Origin of the sequence: Marinobacter sediminum (assembly GCF_023657445.1) — a bacterium.
Lineage (GTDB): Bacteria > Pseudomonadota > Gammaproteobacteria > Pseudomonadales > Oleiphilaceae > Marinobacter > Marinobacter sediminum_A.
This window is the reverse complement of record NZ_JAGTWY010000001.1, coordinates 1,708,606-1,725,836: the sequence shown is the minus strand read 5'-3', so window position 1 is coordinate 1,725,836 and position 17,231 is coordinate 1,708,606. Positions and strand designations below refer to the sequence as shown.

Below are 17,231 nucleotides of genomic sequence, written 5' to 3'. Positions count from 1 at the left end.
ATAATCCCGCCCGTTTTCTTTTACTGGCGGGGAATGACTTCGCTTTGGGTCCCCGTTTCGGAGTTTGGGAAAAAAATGGCTCTGTTGGTTCAGAAATTTGGTGGCACCTCGGTTGGAACGACCGAGCGTATCGAAGCGGTTGCCGAAAAGGTTTGCCGTTTCCGCAAGGAAGGTCATGAAGTCGTGGTTGTGGTCTCCGCCATGAGCGGCGAAACCAACCGGTTGATCGCTCTGGCCAATAACATTATGGAAGAGCCCACGCCAAGGGAGATGGATGTGCTCGTCTCGACAGGCGAGCAGGTCACGATTGCCCTGTTGTCCATGGCGCTTCAGAAACGTGGCTGCGAAGCACGTTCCTATACCGGTTCCCAGGTTCGGATCGTTACCGATAGCACCCATACCAAGGCGCGCATCAAGCAGATTGATGAGCAGCGCATGCGGGAAGATCTCGATGCCGGTCGAGTTGTGGTGGTTGCCGGGTTTCAGGGCATTGATGAGAACGGCAACATAACAACGCTTGGCCGGGGCGGTTCTGATACGACTGCGGTTGCCCTGGCAGCGGCCCTGAAAGCCGACGAATGTCAGATCTATACCGATGTTGATGGCGTCTACACCACCGACCCCCGAGTCGTGGACAGTGCCCGGCGTCTTAAGCAGATCACTTTTGAAGAAATGATCGAAATGGCGAGCCTCGGCTCCAAGGTTCTCCAGATTCGGTCGGTAGAATTTGCAGGTAAATACAACGTTCCATTACGGGTTCTTTCCAGCTTCCAGGAAGGGGAAGGTACCCTGATTACTCTTGAGGATGAAAACGCCATGGAACAACCGGTTGTCTCCGGCATCGCTTTTAACCGTGACGAAGCAAAACTGACTATTTCCGGCGTACCCGATACTCCGGGCAGCGCTTTGCGTATACTTAAGCCTGTGAGTGACGCCAATATCGAAGTGGACATGATTGTTCAGAACGTTGGCGAGGATAACAGGACTGCGTTCACGTTCACCGTCCACCGCAACGATTTCAAGCGTGCGCAGGAAGTGCTGCAACGGGTTGCAGATGAGCTTGGTGCAAGAGAGGTTGCTGGTGACAGCAAGATTGCCAAGGTGAGTATCGTGGGTGTGGGTATGCGGTCCCATGCCGGGGTTGCGACCCAGATGTTCGAGGCGCTCTCCAATGAAGGTATCAATATTCAGATGATCTCCACATCGGAAATCAAGATTTCCGTGGTGATCGATGAGAAATATCTCGAGCTGGCGGTTCGGGCACTGCATAGTGCATTCGAGCTGGACAAGCTCGCGATAGAAGAAGAGGCTATCAAGCGCAGCTGACAGGTCGAGCTGCGAGGCCTTGAAAAAAGGGAGTCATTTGCTGAGCCTACGGCGCTGCGAAACCCTGTAAGGGTATATGCGCCTTTCGAGCGGTCAGTGATCCCATTATAAAAATGATAATTAATGAATAAACCATTTGTCGGAACAGGTAGCTCTGGATAGGGAGTATGGGATATGTTGATTTTGACTCGCCGCGTAGGCGAAACTCTGATGGTGGGTGACGATATCACCGTCACCGTGCTCGGAGTGAAGGGGAATCAGGTGCGCATTGGCGTGAATGCCCCGAAAGAAGTGGCGGTACACCGTGAAGAAATCTACCAGCGTATTCAGTCGGAAAAGGGCTCTGAAGAGCCGGAACCCGGCAACAGCTGATAGATAAAAAAACCGTTCAAGGGAAACCTGAACGGTTTTTTCTTTTCTGGGAAAATCGGGTTGGAAAAATCTCGTGTCAACCCTATGAAAACAGAAATATTATGGTAGTATACGCCCCGTTCTCAAGGAGAGGTGGGTGAGTGGCTGAAACCAGTTCCCTGCTAAGGAACCGTACGAGCAATCGTACCGAGGGTTCGAATCCCTCCCTCTCCGCCATTTTCTTTTCGGAGAAAACGAGACGGGTTGAGGTAGCACTCGACCAAAGCAAGTAATGAATGCGCGGCTGTAGCTCAGCTGGATAGAGTACCTGGCTACGAACCAGGCGGTCGGAGGTTCGAATCCTCCCAGCCGCGCCACTTCACAAATACGCTTGCCACCAGTTTTAAGCGGCTGTAGCTCAGCTGGATAGAGTACCTGGCTACGAACCAGGCGGTCGGAGGTTCGAATCCTCCCAGCCGCGCCATATTAAATAAAGAACCCCGCCCTGTGCGGGGTTTTTTATTGCTTCCGCATTCCCTTTCTGAAACTTCTGCAACCTGCTCCGATATTTCGACAGTCCCTCATTGAGTGCGGCGGCAAGGAGATCTGATCCGCATGGTGTTTGCCCCAGGTCAATCTCTGGCGGTTAAAAATTGCACAACCATGGAGCTTCTGCCTATTCTTGAAAGTGTAGTGCACTCTTTTTCAAGGAGAGAAATCATGAATACAACCATCAATGGTGCCTATGATAATCACGACCAGGCCAAGAATACCTGGGACGATTTGATTGCCTCCGGCATTCCCAGAGACAACATCTTCATCGACGAGGAAGCCAAAGTCTTGAAAGTGAGCGTCCCCAAGGAGGCGGAGAGGGAAATTCGCGAGATCTTTGAACGTCACAAGCTCCATTAAATCGGCTGTCACGGAGCGTATGTAGCCACCCGGTACACGGGTAATTCTGGGGGAGGAGCAGGTTCATGAGTGGTAAAGATGGAGATGTGGCGGGGCGTGGTCGGCTGGATCGCCTGATCAAGGAAGAGATTCACGATCCTTACATGGCGCGAAGCAAGCCCGCGGAGCCAACGGTTTGTCCGGGCTGCAGTGCGATATTCAGCAAGGGGCGTTGGCAATGGTCAGCCGAGTCTGCCCAGGGTGCCCATGAAATGTTGTGCCCGGCCTGTGAGCGAATCCGGGATGATATGCCAGCAGGTATCCTGACCTTGAGTGGCGGTTTTCTTGGTAAGCACAGGAGTGAGATCCTCAAGCTGATCCAGAACAAGGTGGAAGAGGAGAAAGCCCAGCACCCTCTGAAGCGCCTGATGGGCATTGAAGATGGGCCGGATGGGGAGCTTGTTGCGAAGTTCACGGATCTCCACCTGCCGCGTGGGACCGGTGAGGCCGTTGAGCGGGCCTACGATGGTGTGCTTGATATCCAGTACACCAAAGAGTCAAATCTGGTTCGCGTTTACTGGTGCAGAGACTAGGCAAGGTCCGTAAAGACTGGGGTGAATCCTGTCTTTACGGACCTGCTCTGAACTGGCGGCGCAAGCCGCCCACTGATTCAAAGCCTGAAACGGGAAACGAGCGTCTGGAGTTCGCTGCCGAGCCTTGCCAGTTCAGAGCTGGAGCTGGCCGTCTGGTTTGAGGAAGCAGCAGACTGGTCGGTGACGTCCCGAATACTGGTGACGTTCACATTAATCTCCTCGGCGACAGACGTTTGTTGCTCCGACGCTGTGGCAATCTGACTGTTGTATTGCTTGATCTCTTCTACTGCGCGCGTGATCCGTTCAATGGTCTTGCCCGTTGCGGTGGCGCGTTCCAGAGTATCGGAAGCAAGCGAAGCACTGGACTCCATCGCGGATACAGAATCTCCGGCGCTGTTTTGAAGCGAGGTCACGAGGGTTTCGATTTCTTGTGCTGAGGTCTGGGTTCGTTGCGCGAGGGAGCGCACCTCGTCGGCAACCACTGCAAATCCGCGGCCTTGCTCACCGGCCCGTGCGGCTTCAATGGCGGCGTTCAGTGCCAGCAGGTTAGTTTGTTCGGCAACTGACTTGATGACATCCAGGACCGTGCCGATATTGTTGGTTTCCTTCTGCAGGCCCTGGATGGTTTCCCTGCTCTGGTTCACTTCCCGGGTCAGATTGTTTACCTGGTCCACGGTGTTTGAGACTTCCTGTTCACCTTCAGTCGCCTGGTTGGCCGCATCTGTTGCAACGCTGAAGGCCTGCTCGGCGCTTCGGGCAATTTCCGCAACGGTTGCCGTCATTTCATTCATCGCCGTAGCGACCTGGTCGGTTTCCTGCTTCTGGCGATTAATACCATCGCTGGCCTGATTGGAAACCGTTGAAAGCTCCTCCGCGGAGGCGGCAATATTGGTGGCGCCGGATTCAATGCTCCTGACCAGCTCTCGCAGGCCGGTGACCATGGTTGCCAGGGCTGCCATAAGGCGCCCCACCTCGTCCGTTCGTTTGTTGTCGATGTTTACCGAAAGATTGCCGGAAGCGACTTCGGACGCTATGGCCACGGCCTCGTTGATTGGTCTGGTAATGGCTCGGGTAATGAGGAAGGCCATCAGGATACCCAGTAGCACCGCGACGCCGGTAGCGCCAAAAATCAGCAGTGTCGCCTGGTGGCGATCCGATTCCATCATCTCGGCCTGTTGAGCGCGCAGACCGTTTGCAGATTCGATGACGCTTCTGGCTGTTGAGACCATGTCGTCGGAGAGCTGGCTGCCGGACCGGGTAAGAGCGGCTACGGCTTTGAATTCGTCGACGTAGGCATTAAGCGCCTTTGTGATTTTTTCCTTTTCTTCGGCGCTGATGGCTGCAGATTTCAAAGGACCCTGCACCCGTTTTGCATCGCCGAGGTACGACTCAATACTTGCATCGTCATGCTGGATCAGGAACTTTCGTTCTGAACGGCGCATATCCTCAAAAATTGCAGACGCAAAAAACAGAGAGCTGTGCGCCTTCAGTGAGGAACCGAAGATTCTGGCTTTGGTTTCCAGTCGGTTGAGGGCATCTTCCTTCTCGCTGATATTGACTTCCACCTTTCCCATCAACGACTGATATTGCCTGATACCGGACTGGATGTTGCCAAGTGTCTCAATGTCTGCAGAGTCGGCGAGTAATAGCTGGATATTTTTGGTGAGCTCAAGGACTTTGTCGCCGTGGGCCTGTGACTTCTGGACCTTGTCGGCTTCACCGGTCAACAAGAAGTTCTTTTCTTCCACGCGGGCCTCGGTCAGGCCTGTGTTAACCTCACCGAGCATGGCCACGATATTTGAGCGCTGGCTGTAGGTTTCCAGTGCGCGATTCCCGGCGACTCCCACCACTATGGTGAGTAGAAGCAAAAGGGCGAATCCGCTTGCCAGTTTCGTTCGGATGGTCATGTCGCCGAAGAAGTTCGGAAGTCTCATACGGTGTCCTTAGAGCAGGTTGGCAATGCCTGTTATGGCATCCGGGTCTATCTGATGGATAACGGAGAAGGTGTCTCGATACGCAAAGAAGGTTTCTTCACTTTTTATTGTGCCTCTATTAAGTATGTTTTAGAGGCATTATTCAATGTATTTGCGTAACAGATGATTGCGCAGCGCATATCATATGATACAAAAAATAGTGCCGGTGTAAGTCCAGAAAGGTCAGGATTTCCGGGTATTTGGCTCCAGCGCCTCAAATCCGGAAACAAGGTCGAGGAGCTCCGAGGTTATCACCGTCTGCCTGGCTCTCCGGTAACTCATGGTGACATCGCCCAGGCGTTCATCCAGATTGCGCTCGGCCGACTGCATGGCAGCCAGTCGACTTGCGTGTTCACTGGCCTGTGATTCAGCGCATGCACGGAACACCGACACAAACAGATACTGGTCCAACAGGCGGTGGAGCAGAGCTTGTCGTTCCATGGTGAACGTCGGCAGGCTATGGGAAGGCCAGGGTTCTTCTTCAAGCCGTTTAAAACGCTTCAGATTCATTGGCAGTAACTGCAGGCCAGTGGGCTGATAGCTCCGCTTTCGGGAATGGCGATTATAGAAAAGATAGACATAGTGCAGGCCGGCCTCTTCCTGCCATTGGTCTATCTTCAGCAGGATTTGCTGAACGGTCGCTGTGATCTGAGTTGCCGATCCAGGTGTCAGGAAATTTTCTTCTACCTGTACCCCGGCGTTTTCCATGCTGCCGGCGACCCGGGCGCCAACGGCAAGGATAAGGCGATTCTCCCTGTCTGCGGGAATCGAATCCATGCGCATCAACGCATGCTCGGCGATTTCCTCATTAAAGCGACCACATAGTCCATGATCCGATCCGAACACAACGGCGCCCATCCTATGGGGGCCAGGAACTTTCCTGCGATCAAAGCTTGAGGCTTTAACGTCCTTGAGGGCAACGTGAAGCCCAAGCTCCACTGTTCGGTAATAGCCCGAGAGCGCCCCGACGGCCTGTTCAAACTGATGGATGTTAGCGGCCGAAAGTGCCTTCATCGTTTTCACGATACTGCGTAACTGGTCAAGGCTGTCCAGTTGCTTGTGAAGTTGTTCCAGTGATTCCATCGATTTAGCCCCTTATTGCAGGGTCGTCGTCGGTAAGTGCAGACCGAAGTTCTGAGAGCACCTGCTGCCATTGCGCATCGTCCAGCGTTTCGCCGCTTTCCATGCGTGCACAGAGCTCCGGGAGCGCGTGCAGCAGATGTTTCTGAATTCGTTGCTCCGCTTCCGGAATCTGTTCCAGGGGCAGGGCATCCAGTAGTCCTGCATTGACCGCCTTGAGCACGGCCACCTGCTCACTTGCGCGCAACGGGTGCCGCTCGTTCTGCTTCAGGACTTCCCGTACCCTTCGTCCACGCTCAATGGTTGCGCGGGTGTCCTTGTCCAGGCGGGTAGAGAAGCGGGCAAAGGTCTCCAGTTCTTCAAACTGTGAATAGGACAGGCGGAGGTCGCTGGCGACACTACGAAGAGCGGGGTGCTGGGTTTTACCGCCAACCCGTGAAACCGATTTGCCCACATGGATCGCGGGTAGAAGCCCCTTCTGAAACAGGGTTGGGGACAGATAGATCTGGCCATCGGTAATGGAAATCAGGTTGGTTGGAATGTAGGCGGAAATATCCTGTGCCTGGGTTTCGATCACCGGAAGAGCCGTCAGGGAGCCACCGCCAAATTCCTTGCGCAGATGGGTGCTGCGCTCAAGCAGGCGGGAATGAATATAAAATATATCGCCCGGATAGGCCTCGCGCCCGGGAGGCCTTCGCAGCAGCAGTGAGAGTTCGCGATAGGCACGGGCATGACGGGTGAGATCATCATAAACAATCAGCGCATCAAAGCCCTTTTCCATAAAATACTCGGCCATGGTAGTGGCCGCGTAAGGTGTAATGTATCGCAGGCCGGGAGGATCATCGTCAGGGGCGACAACCACCACGGTATGATCCAGGGCATCGTGTTTGCGCAAGGTTTCCACCGCCTTGGCAACGGCTGTGGCACGCTGGCCCACCGCGCAATAGATGCACTTAACGCCTTTATCGCGCTGGTTGATGATGGTATCGATTGCCAGGGATGTCTTGCCAGTCTGGCGGTCACCAAGAATCAGCTCCCTTTGCCCGCGACCGATCGGGATCAGTGCATCAATCGCCTTAATACCGGTCTCCATGGGCACGGTCACCGGGGACCGTTCAATAATTTCCGGAGCAGGGCGCTCAATTGGCCGACGTTCATGAAACTCCAGCGGTTTGCCCCCGTCCAGGACCTTGCCGGTAGCATCAATCACCCGCCCGAGAAGGCCCTCGCCCACGGGCGTATCTGCCTCTCGGCCAGTGGCGATAACACGGATGCCTGCGCCCAGCTTCTCGCTGTCACCCAGGAGCATGATACCCACTTCGTCCGGTTCCAGATTGATAGCCACTCCGAGTATGCCATCGGGAAACTGCACAAGCTCCTCGGAGGTGACGCTCGCCAGCCCCCGAACTCGGGCAATGCCGCCGCCAACCTGTATAACCGTGCCCGTTTCGTGGCTGCGTAGTGTCGGCTCGGTGTCCTCAACCACCTTGTGGAGTGTGGCCATGGTGTCGTCAAGGAGTTGCTGCAACACGGCATCAGGCCTCTTGCTGTTCGGTGATGACAGGTTTGAACGCTTTTTCCATGCGGGTCGTCAGCTCCTCAAGGTAGTCCGACAGGTTCCAGCTGACTCGCTCGCCATTGCACATCAGTTCGATGCCGCACCCGAGTTCGGGGTTTGTGGTGTAGGTAACTGCAATTTCGCCGCCTATCTGGTCGTGCACAGCTCCTGTTAACTGCTTCTGCAGAGCCGGATCAAGTTCAGAATGGCTGGAAATACAGGCCGGCTCCGAAGCGCTTCTCAAGGATTCCCGCGCTTCCTGGTCGAGAGTCGGCAGTTTTTGAATAAAGGTATGGACCATACGGGCTTCCAGATCCGAATCTGCCAGATCCTGAAGTGCTTTTCCGGCAATGGACTCAATGGCCTCCAGGGTTTGGCGTCTCAGGCTGCCGATAAACTCCGCCTTCTCCTCGTTGACTTCCCGCATCCAGCTGGCCCGGACCCGGGCGGTTTCTTCCCGCGCGACATCAAGCATATGACTCCGCTCCTGCCTGGCTTCCTCCCGGGTCTTCTCCAGAATGTCGTCCTGCTGTTGCTTCAATGCGTCGGCTTGCGCCTTATACTTTTGCGCCTCCTCCCGGGCAACCTCTTCACGGGCGTCGGCATCTTCCATCCTGCTACGTATTTTGTGCTCACGCTTGTCCATTGCCTTGATAACCGGCTGGTAAAGAAAGCGTTTCAGTAGCCAGACCAGGATAAGGAAGTTGATAGCCTGGGCAGATACGGTGATCCAGTCTATATCCATGGGTCAGCCTCCGGCAGCAGCGGTGGCATGGTCCCAGAAAGGATTGGCAAATATCAGAATCATGGTAACCACGAAGCAGTAAATGGCCGTGGATTCGATCATTGCCAGACCCACAAACAGGGTACGGGTGATGGTGGCGGACTCATCCGGTTGCTGGGCGATAGCGCTCAGTGCCTGGGCAACGGCGCGCCCCTCAGCCAGGGCCGGCCCTATTGAACCGATGGCAATGGTCAGGCCTGCTGTGATGACGGAAATCATGCCAATGATTGAAACGCTGTCCATAGGGGGCTCCTTTACTGGTCAGAAGAAGGTGTATCCGGTTGATCCGGGTCCTCAGTCTTTTCATAGACTGAGGTAGCCGAGGCAATGTAAACCATGGCAAGTACAGCAAAAATGTAGGCCTGGATCATGCCGGTGAGCAAACCAAGAAGTTGCATGACAACCGGGAAGAAATAGGGCGTCAGGCTCAGAAGAATGCCAACGATCACCGTGCCACTCATGATGTTTCCGTATAGTCGCACCGCAAGTGCCACGGTGCGCGAGATCTCACCGATAATGTTGAACGGAAGCATAAACCAGGTGGGCTGAAGGTAACGCCCCAAGTAGCTGCCGGCACCCTTGCTGGCAATCCCGAACACCGGAACCGCGATGAACACACAGATAGCAAGCGCCGTGGTGGTAGAGAGTGATCCCGTGGGTGCGAGATAGCCCGGAACCACATTCAGAAGGTTGGCCATGGCAATGAACAGGAACAGGGTGCCAACAAAGGGCAGGTAATTGCCCGGTTGCTGGTGGCTTACCTGTGCGATCTGATCACGAATGCCGGTAACCAGTACCTCCAGCAGGTTCTGCCACCGGGAGATGTCAGGGTTATCCGAGATGCGGCGGGTAACCAGCCAGGAGGTTAGTGTCAGTATAGCCATAACCAGCCAGGTAAATACGAGTGTGGCATTCAGGGAAAAAATACCCCACTGGAAATAGACGACGCTATCAGGCGAGATGGTCATGGGCGTGGCTCCCCGCTGATTCCGGGCGCCCGAATACGGTGTGCGATCAGTAGCCTGGGCAGGGTGAATCCGACAACGGCTGCCAGCAGATGCTGCCAGTCACCATATTGGGATATAAAATAAAAGCCCGTCAGAGTGATGCCCAGGCGCAGAAACAGGCTACCCATCATCAGAAAACCGGGGTGACGGGTCACTTCTAAACGGCGAACCGTAAGCCAGAGACCCCACAGAAAAGCCAGCCCAAGAGCCACTCCGAGCCCGAAAGAAACCCCATACGCAAACAGGGAGGCAGGGAGGGTTGTTCCATCAGTCACGCTCGCTCTCCTGTTTGATCCAGTACCAGGCGTTGAAGCAGCCCAGTGCTATGCCAATGATCAGCAGGGTGAGGGTCCAGGACACCTTGCCCGGCCAGCGATCATCCATCCAGAGTCCAACGGCTATGCCGATCAGTGTCGGAATGGCCACAGACCAGCCCACCAGGCCAAACATGCCAAGGCCGAACCAGGCTGCGTGCCTGCCTTTTTCCCGTGCCTTCTGTTTGCGCCTCGCGCGGTGGCCTACTTGCTTGCCAAGGTCTGGCGGTTGGCCGTCAGGCCCGGGACGATGAGGATGTTCAGCCATGGAATTTCTCCTTGAGATCAAGGAAGCCCCGGAGCGTACCGGCCTCAAGCCGGGCAAGCGCTGTGCGAGCCTTGCGCTCGTGCTCGTCCAGGGCAAGGAAGCGTTCCTCGATCATCGTCTGTAGCTCGGACATATTGGTTCCGGTTACACCCTTGTATGTGGAGACGGTTACATCCTGCCCGCACTTCACCAGTACGCCGCGATCAATCGCAGCGAAGCTCTCGCTGCCATCATCGTTGTAAAAGCTCAACACGCCCGGAACCAGTGCAGCAACGAAATCAATGTGTCGGGGCAGGAGGCAGAATTCACCGTTTTCCGCCTCGGCGATAATCTTGCTGACCGGTTTGTCCACAAGGATTTCTGTCGGGAGCAGCACCTTCAGGTTCATGGAGCCCGCGCGGGCGGCATCGTTAGGGCTCATCACTGATCTCCGTCATATCCACCTGATCAATGGCGCCAATCATGTACAGCGCTTTCTCACTGATCTTTTCAAACTCGCCGGCAAGGATGCGCTCACAACCCTCAATCGTCTTCTTGAGTGGGACCAGTTTGCCACCATGGCCGGTGAACTGGCCTGTGGTAAAAAACGGTTGGGTTAAAAACCGTTCCAGCCGCCGGGCCTTGCTCACGGTGGCGCGATCCTCACTGGACAACTCTTCCATGCCCAGCATGGAGATGATGTCCTTGAGCTCATCGTACTCCGCAAGCGTGCTGCGTACGGCCTGTGCCACCTCGTAATGACGACTGCCCACGATGGCCGGTGTCAGCATCTTTGAGTCGGTCTGCAGCGGGTCCACCGCCGGGTAGAGCCCCTGGCTCGCGCGCTTCCGGGACAGCACGATGGAGGCGGTAAGGTGCGAGAAGATATGGGTTGCCGAGGGGTCGGTCAGGTCGTCGGCGGGAACATAGACGGCCTGTACCGAAGTGATGCTGCCGTTGCGGGAACTGCAGATTCGTTCTTCCAGTTCCGCCAGCTCGGTCGCGAGTGTGGGTTGATAGCCCACTCGCGAGGGAATCCTCCCCATCAGACCGGACACTTCCATGCCGGACTGGACAAAACGGAACACGTTGTCGATAAGAAGCAGCACATCCCGTTTAACCACGTCACGGAAGTATTCGGCGACCGTCAAGGCGGAATGGCCCACCCGGAAGCGCGCCCCGGGCGGTTCGTTCATCTGGCCATACACCAGGATCGCCTTGTCGATAACCCCGGATTCCTGCATGGCGCTATACATTTCTTCTGCTTCACGCATACGTTCGCCGATTCCGCAGAAAAGACTGATGCCTTCGTACTGTTCCGCCATGTTGTTGATCAGTTCATTGATCAACACGGTCTTGCCAACACCGGCGCCACCAAACATGCCGGATTTGCCACCTCGTTCCATCGGGGCAAGAAGATCTATTGCCTTGATGCCGGTTTCGAAGATTTCAGTGCTGGTGGTTCGGTCGGAAAGCGGCAGGATAGGGCGGTGGATGGGCCAGTGTTCCCGGGTTTCGATCGGGGCGCCACCATCGACCGGCGTGCCAAAAACATTGATCATGCGCCCGAGCAGGGACTCCCCGACCGGGACCTGTAAACCGCTGCCGGTTTGCTGAACGGGCATACCTCTGGCCAGGCGCCGGGTGGAGTTCAGGGCAATGCAGCGGGCCGTGGTGGTGTCCAGGTGTGTCTGGATCTCCAGGATGACCTGGTTTGCGTGGCCCGTACGCAGCTCGCGGTTGCGGGGCGGAAGGGGTGGGGTAAAGCGCACGTCAACCACGTTGCCCCGTATGGCAACGATTTCACCAGGCTGTGCGCTTTGCGCGTCCATTTGACTCCTTTCCATTCAACTTAAGGTCACACGGCGAAGCTGCGGCATTTTGTCGCAGAGAGCGTAGCTGAGTGAGGCGCTCTCCAGAGAGGCCATGTCTCACTATCCATGTTTTCGTATTCAGGCCTCATCGCTAAGTAACTGAATAATGCCACCTCTTTAAGCCTAGCATCCCGGACAAGAATCACCCGTTACCTCAGGCTCTAAAGTTGACATGGATTAATTTATGGCGGCTTATGCAAACGGGGAATTTGAATATAGTCATCTTTAATGTAGCCTGTCTACAAAGGAAACCGTAGCGAATCTGAGGAAGAGGAAGCTCAATGAGAAGTGCAATGGAATTTTCAAGAAAGCCGCTTGCGAGCGCGATAATGTTTTCTATGTTGGGGCTGTCGCAGGCAGCTTCGGCAGCGACGATTGATAGTGTCAATGAAGACAACCTGGCGGTTCCGCCGGTTGACGGGAAAACGGTGGTTTATACCGATACCGAGGGAACCGGGAGTTTTGGCTGGATTGATCCGGTCAATGACTTTGGTAATGTAGGTTTGGGGATCAAGGTCTATAACGAGCCGTTTACGGCAAAGAATACGTATGATTTTGCCGGGTGCATTATGGCCCAGCCGGATCGACAGCTGGTGGATCCGGACTTTAAAAACTGCACAGCCCCGCCCGATTCCGGAAAACGCTTCAAGCTGAAATCAACCCAAGCCAATGGCCCGACTGATCTTGTATTCAATGTGTCTCCCGGGGCTGAGCCGAAGCTGTACCGGGTTATTGGTAAGCTGTCGAACCTGACGGATGGTGCCAATACTGCTGGCGGTGATCTGAACGGCTTCCGGTTTGAGACCGGCTTTGGTGTCGGTAGCTCGTTCACCCCGTCTCCGGCGAATGATGGCCTGTCGTTCGGTTTTATTGACGAGAGCAATAAACTGACCATAGGCAATCTGGGCAAATTCCCGGGCGGCCTGTTTGGTGGTAGTAAGGCGGAAGGCCTGCCATTTTTTAGTACGAGTGTCAGAGGGTTTTCAGAATCCAACGAAACGCTGGTTAATGAGGATGAAACGGAGACCACCGGCACCGCTCCGGTAGCGCTGGTGGATGGAACCTCGGACGTTCTTTTCGACGACTGGGCGACCAAGAGTCTGGTACCGACCGGTTGGTTTATTGATCACGACGGTAACCCGGCAAACGACTCTATCCTTTTGGCCTGGAATGCCGGCACGGAGGCCACCCCGGATTGGCAGACGTTTGAAAAAGTTTTCGAGGGCGCGACGGCCGAGTGGGACGGTAACGTTGAATATGATAATGACGGTGATAAGGAGACCGCTCCCCTTCAGATCCCGGCCATCAACTGGGATCCGAACGGCTCCTCATTTGCTGACCCTGTTACGGCAGAAGACAATACTACTACGATCACAAATTACGTGAAAGATGTTCTGCCGATCGTGGAAACCCTGGGTGAGGGTGATGCAGAAGGAGTTGTTACCGATGCGCTTTCGCTTAGTCAGATAGCCGCTGCTGACCTGTATGACGGAATGTTCAAGGTTCTGATCGATGGCGAGGCTGTAACCATTGCTGACTTCGGCCAATGGGCCAATACGCCGGTGACCGTCGAGGACGGTGGTTCGCTTTACGCTACCTGGTTCCCGAATGAAGGCGAGGACGGCCTTTATCAGCTGGAATCGGACTCGTCCTGGGTCACGCTGGACGAGATGAACACTCTGATTGACGGCAATGCCAATCTGGAGCGTGTTGCTGGTTATGTTAAGGGCCCCATTGAGGACCTGGCGAACGTCAACATCAACACCACGATCAATGTGGCCGACACGTTTAGTTTGAACTGGCCAACCTGCACAAGTGATGGTGTCGACACAAACTGCACCTTCACTCTGCGTGTGACCGCTCTGAATGATGCGGTGTCGGTTCCGGATATTCCGGTCACTCCGGTTGAACCTGAAGAACCAACTGAGCCCGAAGCGACTCCTTCGTCCGGTGGCGGCACCATCTTCGGCTGCACCGCCGGCAAGCCGGGTGCTCCCTTCGATCCGGTTCTGCCTGGCCTGGTTCTGATGGCTCTGGGTGGTCTGTGGGCGCGCAAGCGTCTCAGCAACGCCTGAACCATCTGCCATTAAAAGGCGCAAATAAAAAGCGGGGCTGATGTTCAGCCCCGCTTTTTTTGTGACCTGGAAAAGTGAATCCAGGTTACTGGTTGCCCGACCCTTCGATCTTATACTCCTGGTTTTTGCCGTTACCCCCTGAGCCTTTACCCATGCCTTGACCAGACCCCTTGCCTTGTCCGGAACCCATGCCTTGTCCGGAACCCATGCCTTGTCCGGCACCCATGCCTTTGCCTTGCCCCATGCCTTTATTCAGTTCAACGCCACGCTCATGGGCGCGTTGCATCATGCGTTCATGGTGCAGTTTGCGATACTGGGCCCGCTCGGCATCGGTGTTCAGGTTGCGCATGGTTGTGCGGTGTTCCTGCAACTCCTGCTGGGTCATCAGTTCCCGGCCAAAAACCTGTTCGTTGGACTGGGCGGCTACCGGTAAGCTGGCCAGGGACGTAAGCAAGGTGGCACCTGCTATCGAGATCAGCGATTTTTTCATTCTCATGGTTAATCCCCTTTCGTTATATGGATATAACTTGAGTTTAGTACAGCGTCATCAGATTGGGAGTGATGAGTAGTACCTATGTCCGCTGACCGGACAGATTGATCGAAAAGGAATCTTCTGGTCCGAAGGCGTTCGGAGGTCTACCACATCAGATCGTCCGGGATCTCGTAGCCGGCATAAGGATCATCGTCACCTGCGTCGTCTTTTGTGCGGTCGTGAAGAACGATAACGGCACTTTCATCCCGCTCCATGATCTTTCTGGCAACACCCTCTGCCACAATCTCATAGGCATCATTCACAAAAACGATAGCGAGGCGGCCTCGTGACAACTGATCCACCATGGTGTCGTCCACAAAGATCTTCTTGATCTTCTTATCGTGGACGAACTGATACGAGGTTTCGCCCCGGCTGCGGTCCAGACGGTTGGTTTCCACCAGCTGGCGGATCTGCGCCCGAATGGCTTTTTTCTCTGCTTCCTGCTCGCGTTGCCGGTTCAGCTGGCGGTCTCGCTCGGCTTTTTCTTCCCGGGCCTGGCGGGCACGAACCTCGGCTTCGTTAACCTGCTCGGCTCCTTTGGGTTGCTGTTTTCTCTGTTTACGTTTCTCGTTGCGAACGGCCTTGGCTTTCTTTTCATCGGCAAGGCCGGCTTTCAGTAGCTGATCCTGTAGGGATGCCATTAGTAACTCCGTTAATTATTGGCAAATTCTGGTATCCTGTCGGCACATTATACGCCCTCATTTATGCCTTCATAACCAGCATCCGCTGATTCCGGGATTTTCTTGTATGCCGTCCTTTAAAGAGTTTGGTCTTTCTCCTGCCATGGTCTCCAATCTGGAGCAGCTGGGATTCGAACAACCCACTGAAATTCAGGCAAAGGCCCTGCCGCAATGTCTGGCACGCCGTGACGTCATTGCCATGGCCCAGACGGGCAGTGGTAAAACGGCTGCCTTCGGGATTGGTCTGGTTGAGCATCTCAAGACCAGGTTGTTTGCGGCCCAGGCCCTGGTTCTCTGTCCGACCCGCGAGCTGGCGGACCAGGTGGCCAAGGCACTGCGGGAAATCGCCCGTGCCCGGGACAATGTCAAAGTGCTGACCTTATGCGGTGGCGTGTCGATTGGTCCCCAGATAGGTTCCCTGAGCCATGGTGCTCATATTGTGGTGGGCACGCCTGGCCGGATTCAGGATCACCTGCGCAAAGGCACGCTCACGCTGGATCGTGTCGGCACCGTGGTGCTGGATGAAGCCGACAGAATGCTGGATATGGGGTTTCAGGACGCCATGGAAGATATTCTGGGGCAGACCCCGGAAACCCGACAAACCCTGATGTTCTCGGCCACCTGGCCCGAAACTATCCGAAAACTCAGTGCCCGTTACCAGCAGGACCCGGTCGATGTACGTGCCGAAGCCGGGCAGGGAAACCCGGATATCCATGAGCTTTTCTATGAAGTGGCGCCGGGAGCCAGCACCGATGCGATCATGGCACTGCTTTCCAAGCACCAGCCCTCATCCTGCATCGTGTTCTGCACCACCAAACAGCAGTGTGATGAGATGGCTGATGGGCTCAGCCAGCAAGGTTTTTCGGCTCTGCCCCTGCATGGAGACCTGGAGCAACGGGAACGGGATAGCGTGCTGGTTCGTTTTGGCAACCAGAGCTGCTCAGTCCTGGTGGCAACGGACGTTGCGGCAAGGGGGCTGGATATCAAATCCCTGCCGCTGGTTATTAATGCCGAGCCGGCAAGAGATTCCGAGGTGCATACCCACCGGGTTGGCAGAACGGGGCGCGCAGGAGAGCAGGGGCTTGCGATAACCCTGTGTACTCCTTCAAAAGGCCATAAGATCAGCCGGCTTGAATCGGATCGTGGCAGTACCGTGGAGTGGGGCGACACCGAGTCGTTGATGGCGGCGCCGTTGCAGCCGGTTTCCCCGGCGATGAAAACGCTCTGTATTGCCGGTGGCCGAAAAGAGAAGATTCGCCCGGGTGATGTACTGGGTGCGCTGACGGGTGAGGCCGGGATTCCGGGCGCGGCTGTCGGGAAAATCGACCTTTTTGATTTTCAGTGCTTCGTGGCAATTGACAAAGATCATGCCGCAAAGGCGCTGAAGCGTCTCGAGAACGGCCGGATCAAAGGCCGGAAAATACGGGTTCGATATGCGTGAATGCCGTGTGTGGCCGTTTTGGGCGGGTTTGTCATATCAGGCCCTGAACCTCGGAAACCCCGTATAGTAATTCGCATTTAGGTTGCCCGAAGCTTTCTAAAACGGTAAATTACGCAGGATTTTGCCTCCTGAATTGCTGTGGCAAGGGTTGAGACTTTAGTCTAAGTGGTCCGGCCAGGCAACTCGGGGAAATCAACAAACCAATACAGGTAGCTATTCGATATGAATGACCTGATGTCACAAGCCGTAGATCTGATGATTGCCGGTATGGGATTTGTGTTTGCGTTCCTGGTGGTACTGGTGTTCGCAACACTGCTCATGTCCAAACTGATCTCCCGGTTTGCGCCCCCAGAGCCGGCAACCCCGGCCACAACGCCACGTGCCAAGCCAAAGGCCCCTGCGTCGGTTGACCCTGACACCGCCGAGGCCATCAAGAAGGCGATTGCACAATTCCGGTCGCGCCACAAGAAGTGAACCGGTAAAGACTAGAACCTTTAAACAGAAG

Annotated in this window: 19 protein-coding genes and 3 tRNA genes; 10 read left to right on the top strand and 12 right to left on the bottom strand. The window is 55.2% G+C overall.

What is annotated here, in order from left to right:
- Positions 1–75: 75 nt before the first annotated feature.
- The 7 genes from KFJ24_RS08245 to KFJ24_RS08215 all read left to right on the top strand — a co-directional run bounded on the left by KFJ24_RS08245 (position 76) and on the right by KFJ24_RS08215 (position 3,161).
- Positions 76–1,326, top strand: a complete 1,251-nt coding sequence (locus KFJ24_RS08245; RefSeq protein WP_250830587.1) for an aspartate kinase — start codon at positions 76–78, stop codon at positions 1,324–1,326.
- A gap of 174 nt (positions 1,327–1,500) precedes the next feature.
- Positions 1,501–1,698: a carbon storage regulator CsrA gene (gene csrA / locus KFJ24_RS08240; protein WP_008172808.1), complete on the top strand. Its 198-nt coding sequence runs from the start codon at positions 1,501–1,503 to the stop codon at positions 1,696–1,698.
- A gap of 126 nt (positions 1,699–1,824) precedes the next feature.
- Positions 1,825–1,914: transfer RNA gene (locus KFJ24_RS08235), tRNA-Ser, on the top strand.
- A 63-nt stretch (positions 1,915–1,977) separates the two neighbouring features.
- Positions 1,978–2,054, top strand: a tRNA-Arg gene (locus KFJ24_RS08230).
- A gap of 30 nt (positions 2,055–2,084) precedes the next feature.
- Positions 2,085–2,161, top strand: a tRNA-Arg gene (locus KFJ24_RS08225).
- Between the two features lie 236 nt (positions 2,162–2,397).
- Positions 2,398–2,589, top strand: coding sequence for a hypothetical protein (locus KFJ24_RS08220; RefSeq protein ID WP_250830586.1), 192 nt, complete (start codon positions 2,398–2,400; stop codon positions 2,587–2,589).
- A 65-nt stretch (positions 2,590–2,654) separates the two neighbouring features.
- Positions 2,655–3,161: a BCAM0308 family protein gene (locus KFJ24_RS08215; RefSeq protein ID WP_250830585.1), complete on the top strand. Its 507-nt coding sequence runs from the start codon at positions 2,655–2,657 to the stop codon at positions 3,159–3,161.
- A gap of 77 nt (positions 3,162–3,238) precedes the next feature.
- Here KFJ24_RS08215 and KFJ24_RS08210 read toward each other — a convergent pair whose 3' ends face one another.
- The 10 genes from KFJ24_RS08210 to atpD all read right to left on the bottom strand — a co-directional run bounded on the left by KFJ24_RS08210 (position 3,239) and on the right by atpD (position 11,956).
- A complete protein-coding gene (locus KFJ24_RS08210) occupies positions 3,239–5,095 on the bottom strand; it encodes a HAMP domain-containing methyl-accepting chemotaxis protein (protein WP_250830584.1) in 1,857 nt (618 codons plus the stop codon).
- 222 nt (positions 5,096–5,317) lie between these two features.
- Positions 5,318–6,217: a F0F1 ATP synthase subunit gamma gene (locus KFJ24_RS08205; RefSeq protein WP_250830583.1), complete on the bottom strand. Its 900-nt coding sequence runs from the start codon at positions 6,215–6,217 to the stop codon at positions 5,318–5,320.
- A gap of 4 nt (positions 6,218–6,221) precedes the next feature.
- Positions 6,222–7,745: an alternate F1F0 ATPase, F1 subunit alpha gene (locus KFJ24_RS08200; protein ID WP_350455572.1), complete on the bottom strand. Its 1,524-nt coding sequence runs from the start codon at positions 7,743–7,745 to the stop codon at positions 6,222–6,224.
- Positions 7,746–7,749: 4 nt separating this feature from the next.
- Positions 7,750–8,517: a F0F1 ATP synthase subunit B family protein gene (locus tag KFJ24_RS08195; RefSeq protein WP_250830582.1), complete on the bottom strand. Its 768-nt coding sequence runs from the start codon at positions 8,515–8,517 to the stop codon at positions 7,750–7,752.
- A gap of 3 nt (positions 8,518–8,520) precedes the next feature.
- Entirely contained in the window at positions 8,521–8,799 is a 279-nt protein-coding gene (locus KFJ24_RS08190) for a F0F1 ATP synthase subunit C (RefSeq protein WP_250830581.1), read from the bottom strand.
- Positions 8,800–8,810: 11 nt separating this feature from the next.
- Entirely contained in the window at positions 8,811–9,524 is a 714-nt protein-coding gene (locus KFJ24_RS08185) for a F0F1 ATP synthase subunit A (protein WP_250830580.1), read from the bottom strand.
- Positions 9,521–9,838 carry an ATP synthase subunit I gene (locus KFJ24_RS08180; RefSeq protein WP_250830579.1) on the bottom strand — a complete coding sequence of 106 codons (318 nt, stop codon included), beginning with the start codon at positions 9,836–9,838 and terminating at the stop codon, positions 9,521–9,523. The genes KFJ24_RS08185 and KFJ24_RS08180 overlap by 4 nt, the downstream gene beginning before the upstream one ends.
- Positions 9,831–10,145, bottom strand: coding sequence for an AtpZ/AtpI family protein (locus tag KFJ24_RS08175; protein ID WP_250830578.1), 315 nt, complete (start codon positions 10,143–10,145; stop codon positions 9,831–9,833). The genes KFJ24_RS08180 and KFJ24_RS08175 overlap by 8 nt, the downstream gene beginning before the upstream one ends.
- Positions 10,138–10,566: a F0F1 ATP synthase subunit epsilon gene (locus KFJ24_RS08170; protein ID WP_250830577.1), complete on the bottom strand. Its 429-nt coding sequence runs from the start codon at positions 10,564–10,566 to the stop codon at positions 10,138–10,140. Before KFJ24_RS08170 ends, KFJ24_RS08175 begins: the two co-directional genes overlap by 8 nt.
- Positions 10,556–11,956 (bottom strand): F0F1 ATP synthase subunit beta, encoded by a 1,401-nt coding sequence (atpD, locus tag KFJ24_RS08165; RefSeq protein WP_250830576.1) that lies wholly within the window; start codon positions 11,954–11,956, stop codon positions 10,556–10,558. The genes KFJ24_RS08170 and atpD overlap by 11 nt, the downstream gene beginning before the upstream one ends.
- Positions 11,957–12,291: 335 nt before the next feature.
- Here atpD and KFJ24_RS08160 point away from each other — a divergent pair, with 335 nt between their 5' ends.
- The gene (locus KFJ24_RS08160; RefSeq protein ID WP_250830575.1) at positions 12,292–14,073 is read left to right on the top strand and encodes a choice-of-anchor F family protein; all 1,782 of its coding nucleotides are present in this window, start codon (positions 12,292–12,294) and stop codon (positions 14,071–14,073) included.
- Between the two features lie 85 nt (positions 14,074–14,158).
- Here the strand turns inward: KFJ24_RS08160 and KFJ24_RS08155 are convergent, their stop codons facing one another.
- On the bottom strand, positions 14,159–14,569 hold the full coding sequence (locus tag KFJ24_RS08155; RefSeq protein WP_250830574.1) for a hypothetical protein: 411 nt from the start codon (positions 14,567–14,569) through the stop codon (positions 14,159–14,161).
- A gap of 140 nt (positions 14,570–14,709) precedes the next feature.
- Positions 14,710–15,246, bottom strand: a complete 537-nt coding sequence (locus KFJ24_RS08150; protein ID WP_250830573.1) for a DUF2058 domain-containing protein — start codon at positions 15,244–15,246, stop codon at positions 14,710–14,712.
- Positions 15,247–15,352: 106 nt separating this feature from the next.
- Between KFJ24_RS08150 and dbpA the strand changes: the two genes are divergently transcribed.
- Both dbpA and KFJ24_RS08140 read left to right on the top strand, forming a co-directional pair.
- Positions 15,353–16,726 (top strand): ATP-dependent RNA helicase DbpA, encoded by a 1,374-nt coding sequence (gene dbpA / locus KFJ24_RS08145; protein ID WP_250830572.1) that lies wholly within the window; start codon positions 15,353–15,355, stop codon positions 16,724–16,726.
- Between the two features lie 222 nt (positions 16,727–16,948).
- Positions 16,949–17,200 (top strand): OadG family protein, encoded by a 252-nt coding sequence (locus tag KFJ24_RS08140; protein WP_250830571.1) that lies wholly within the window; start codon positions 16,949–16,951, stop codon positions 17,198–17,200.
- Positions 17,201–17,231: the final 31 nt, after the last annotated feature.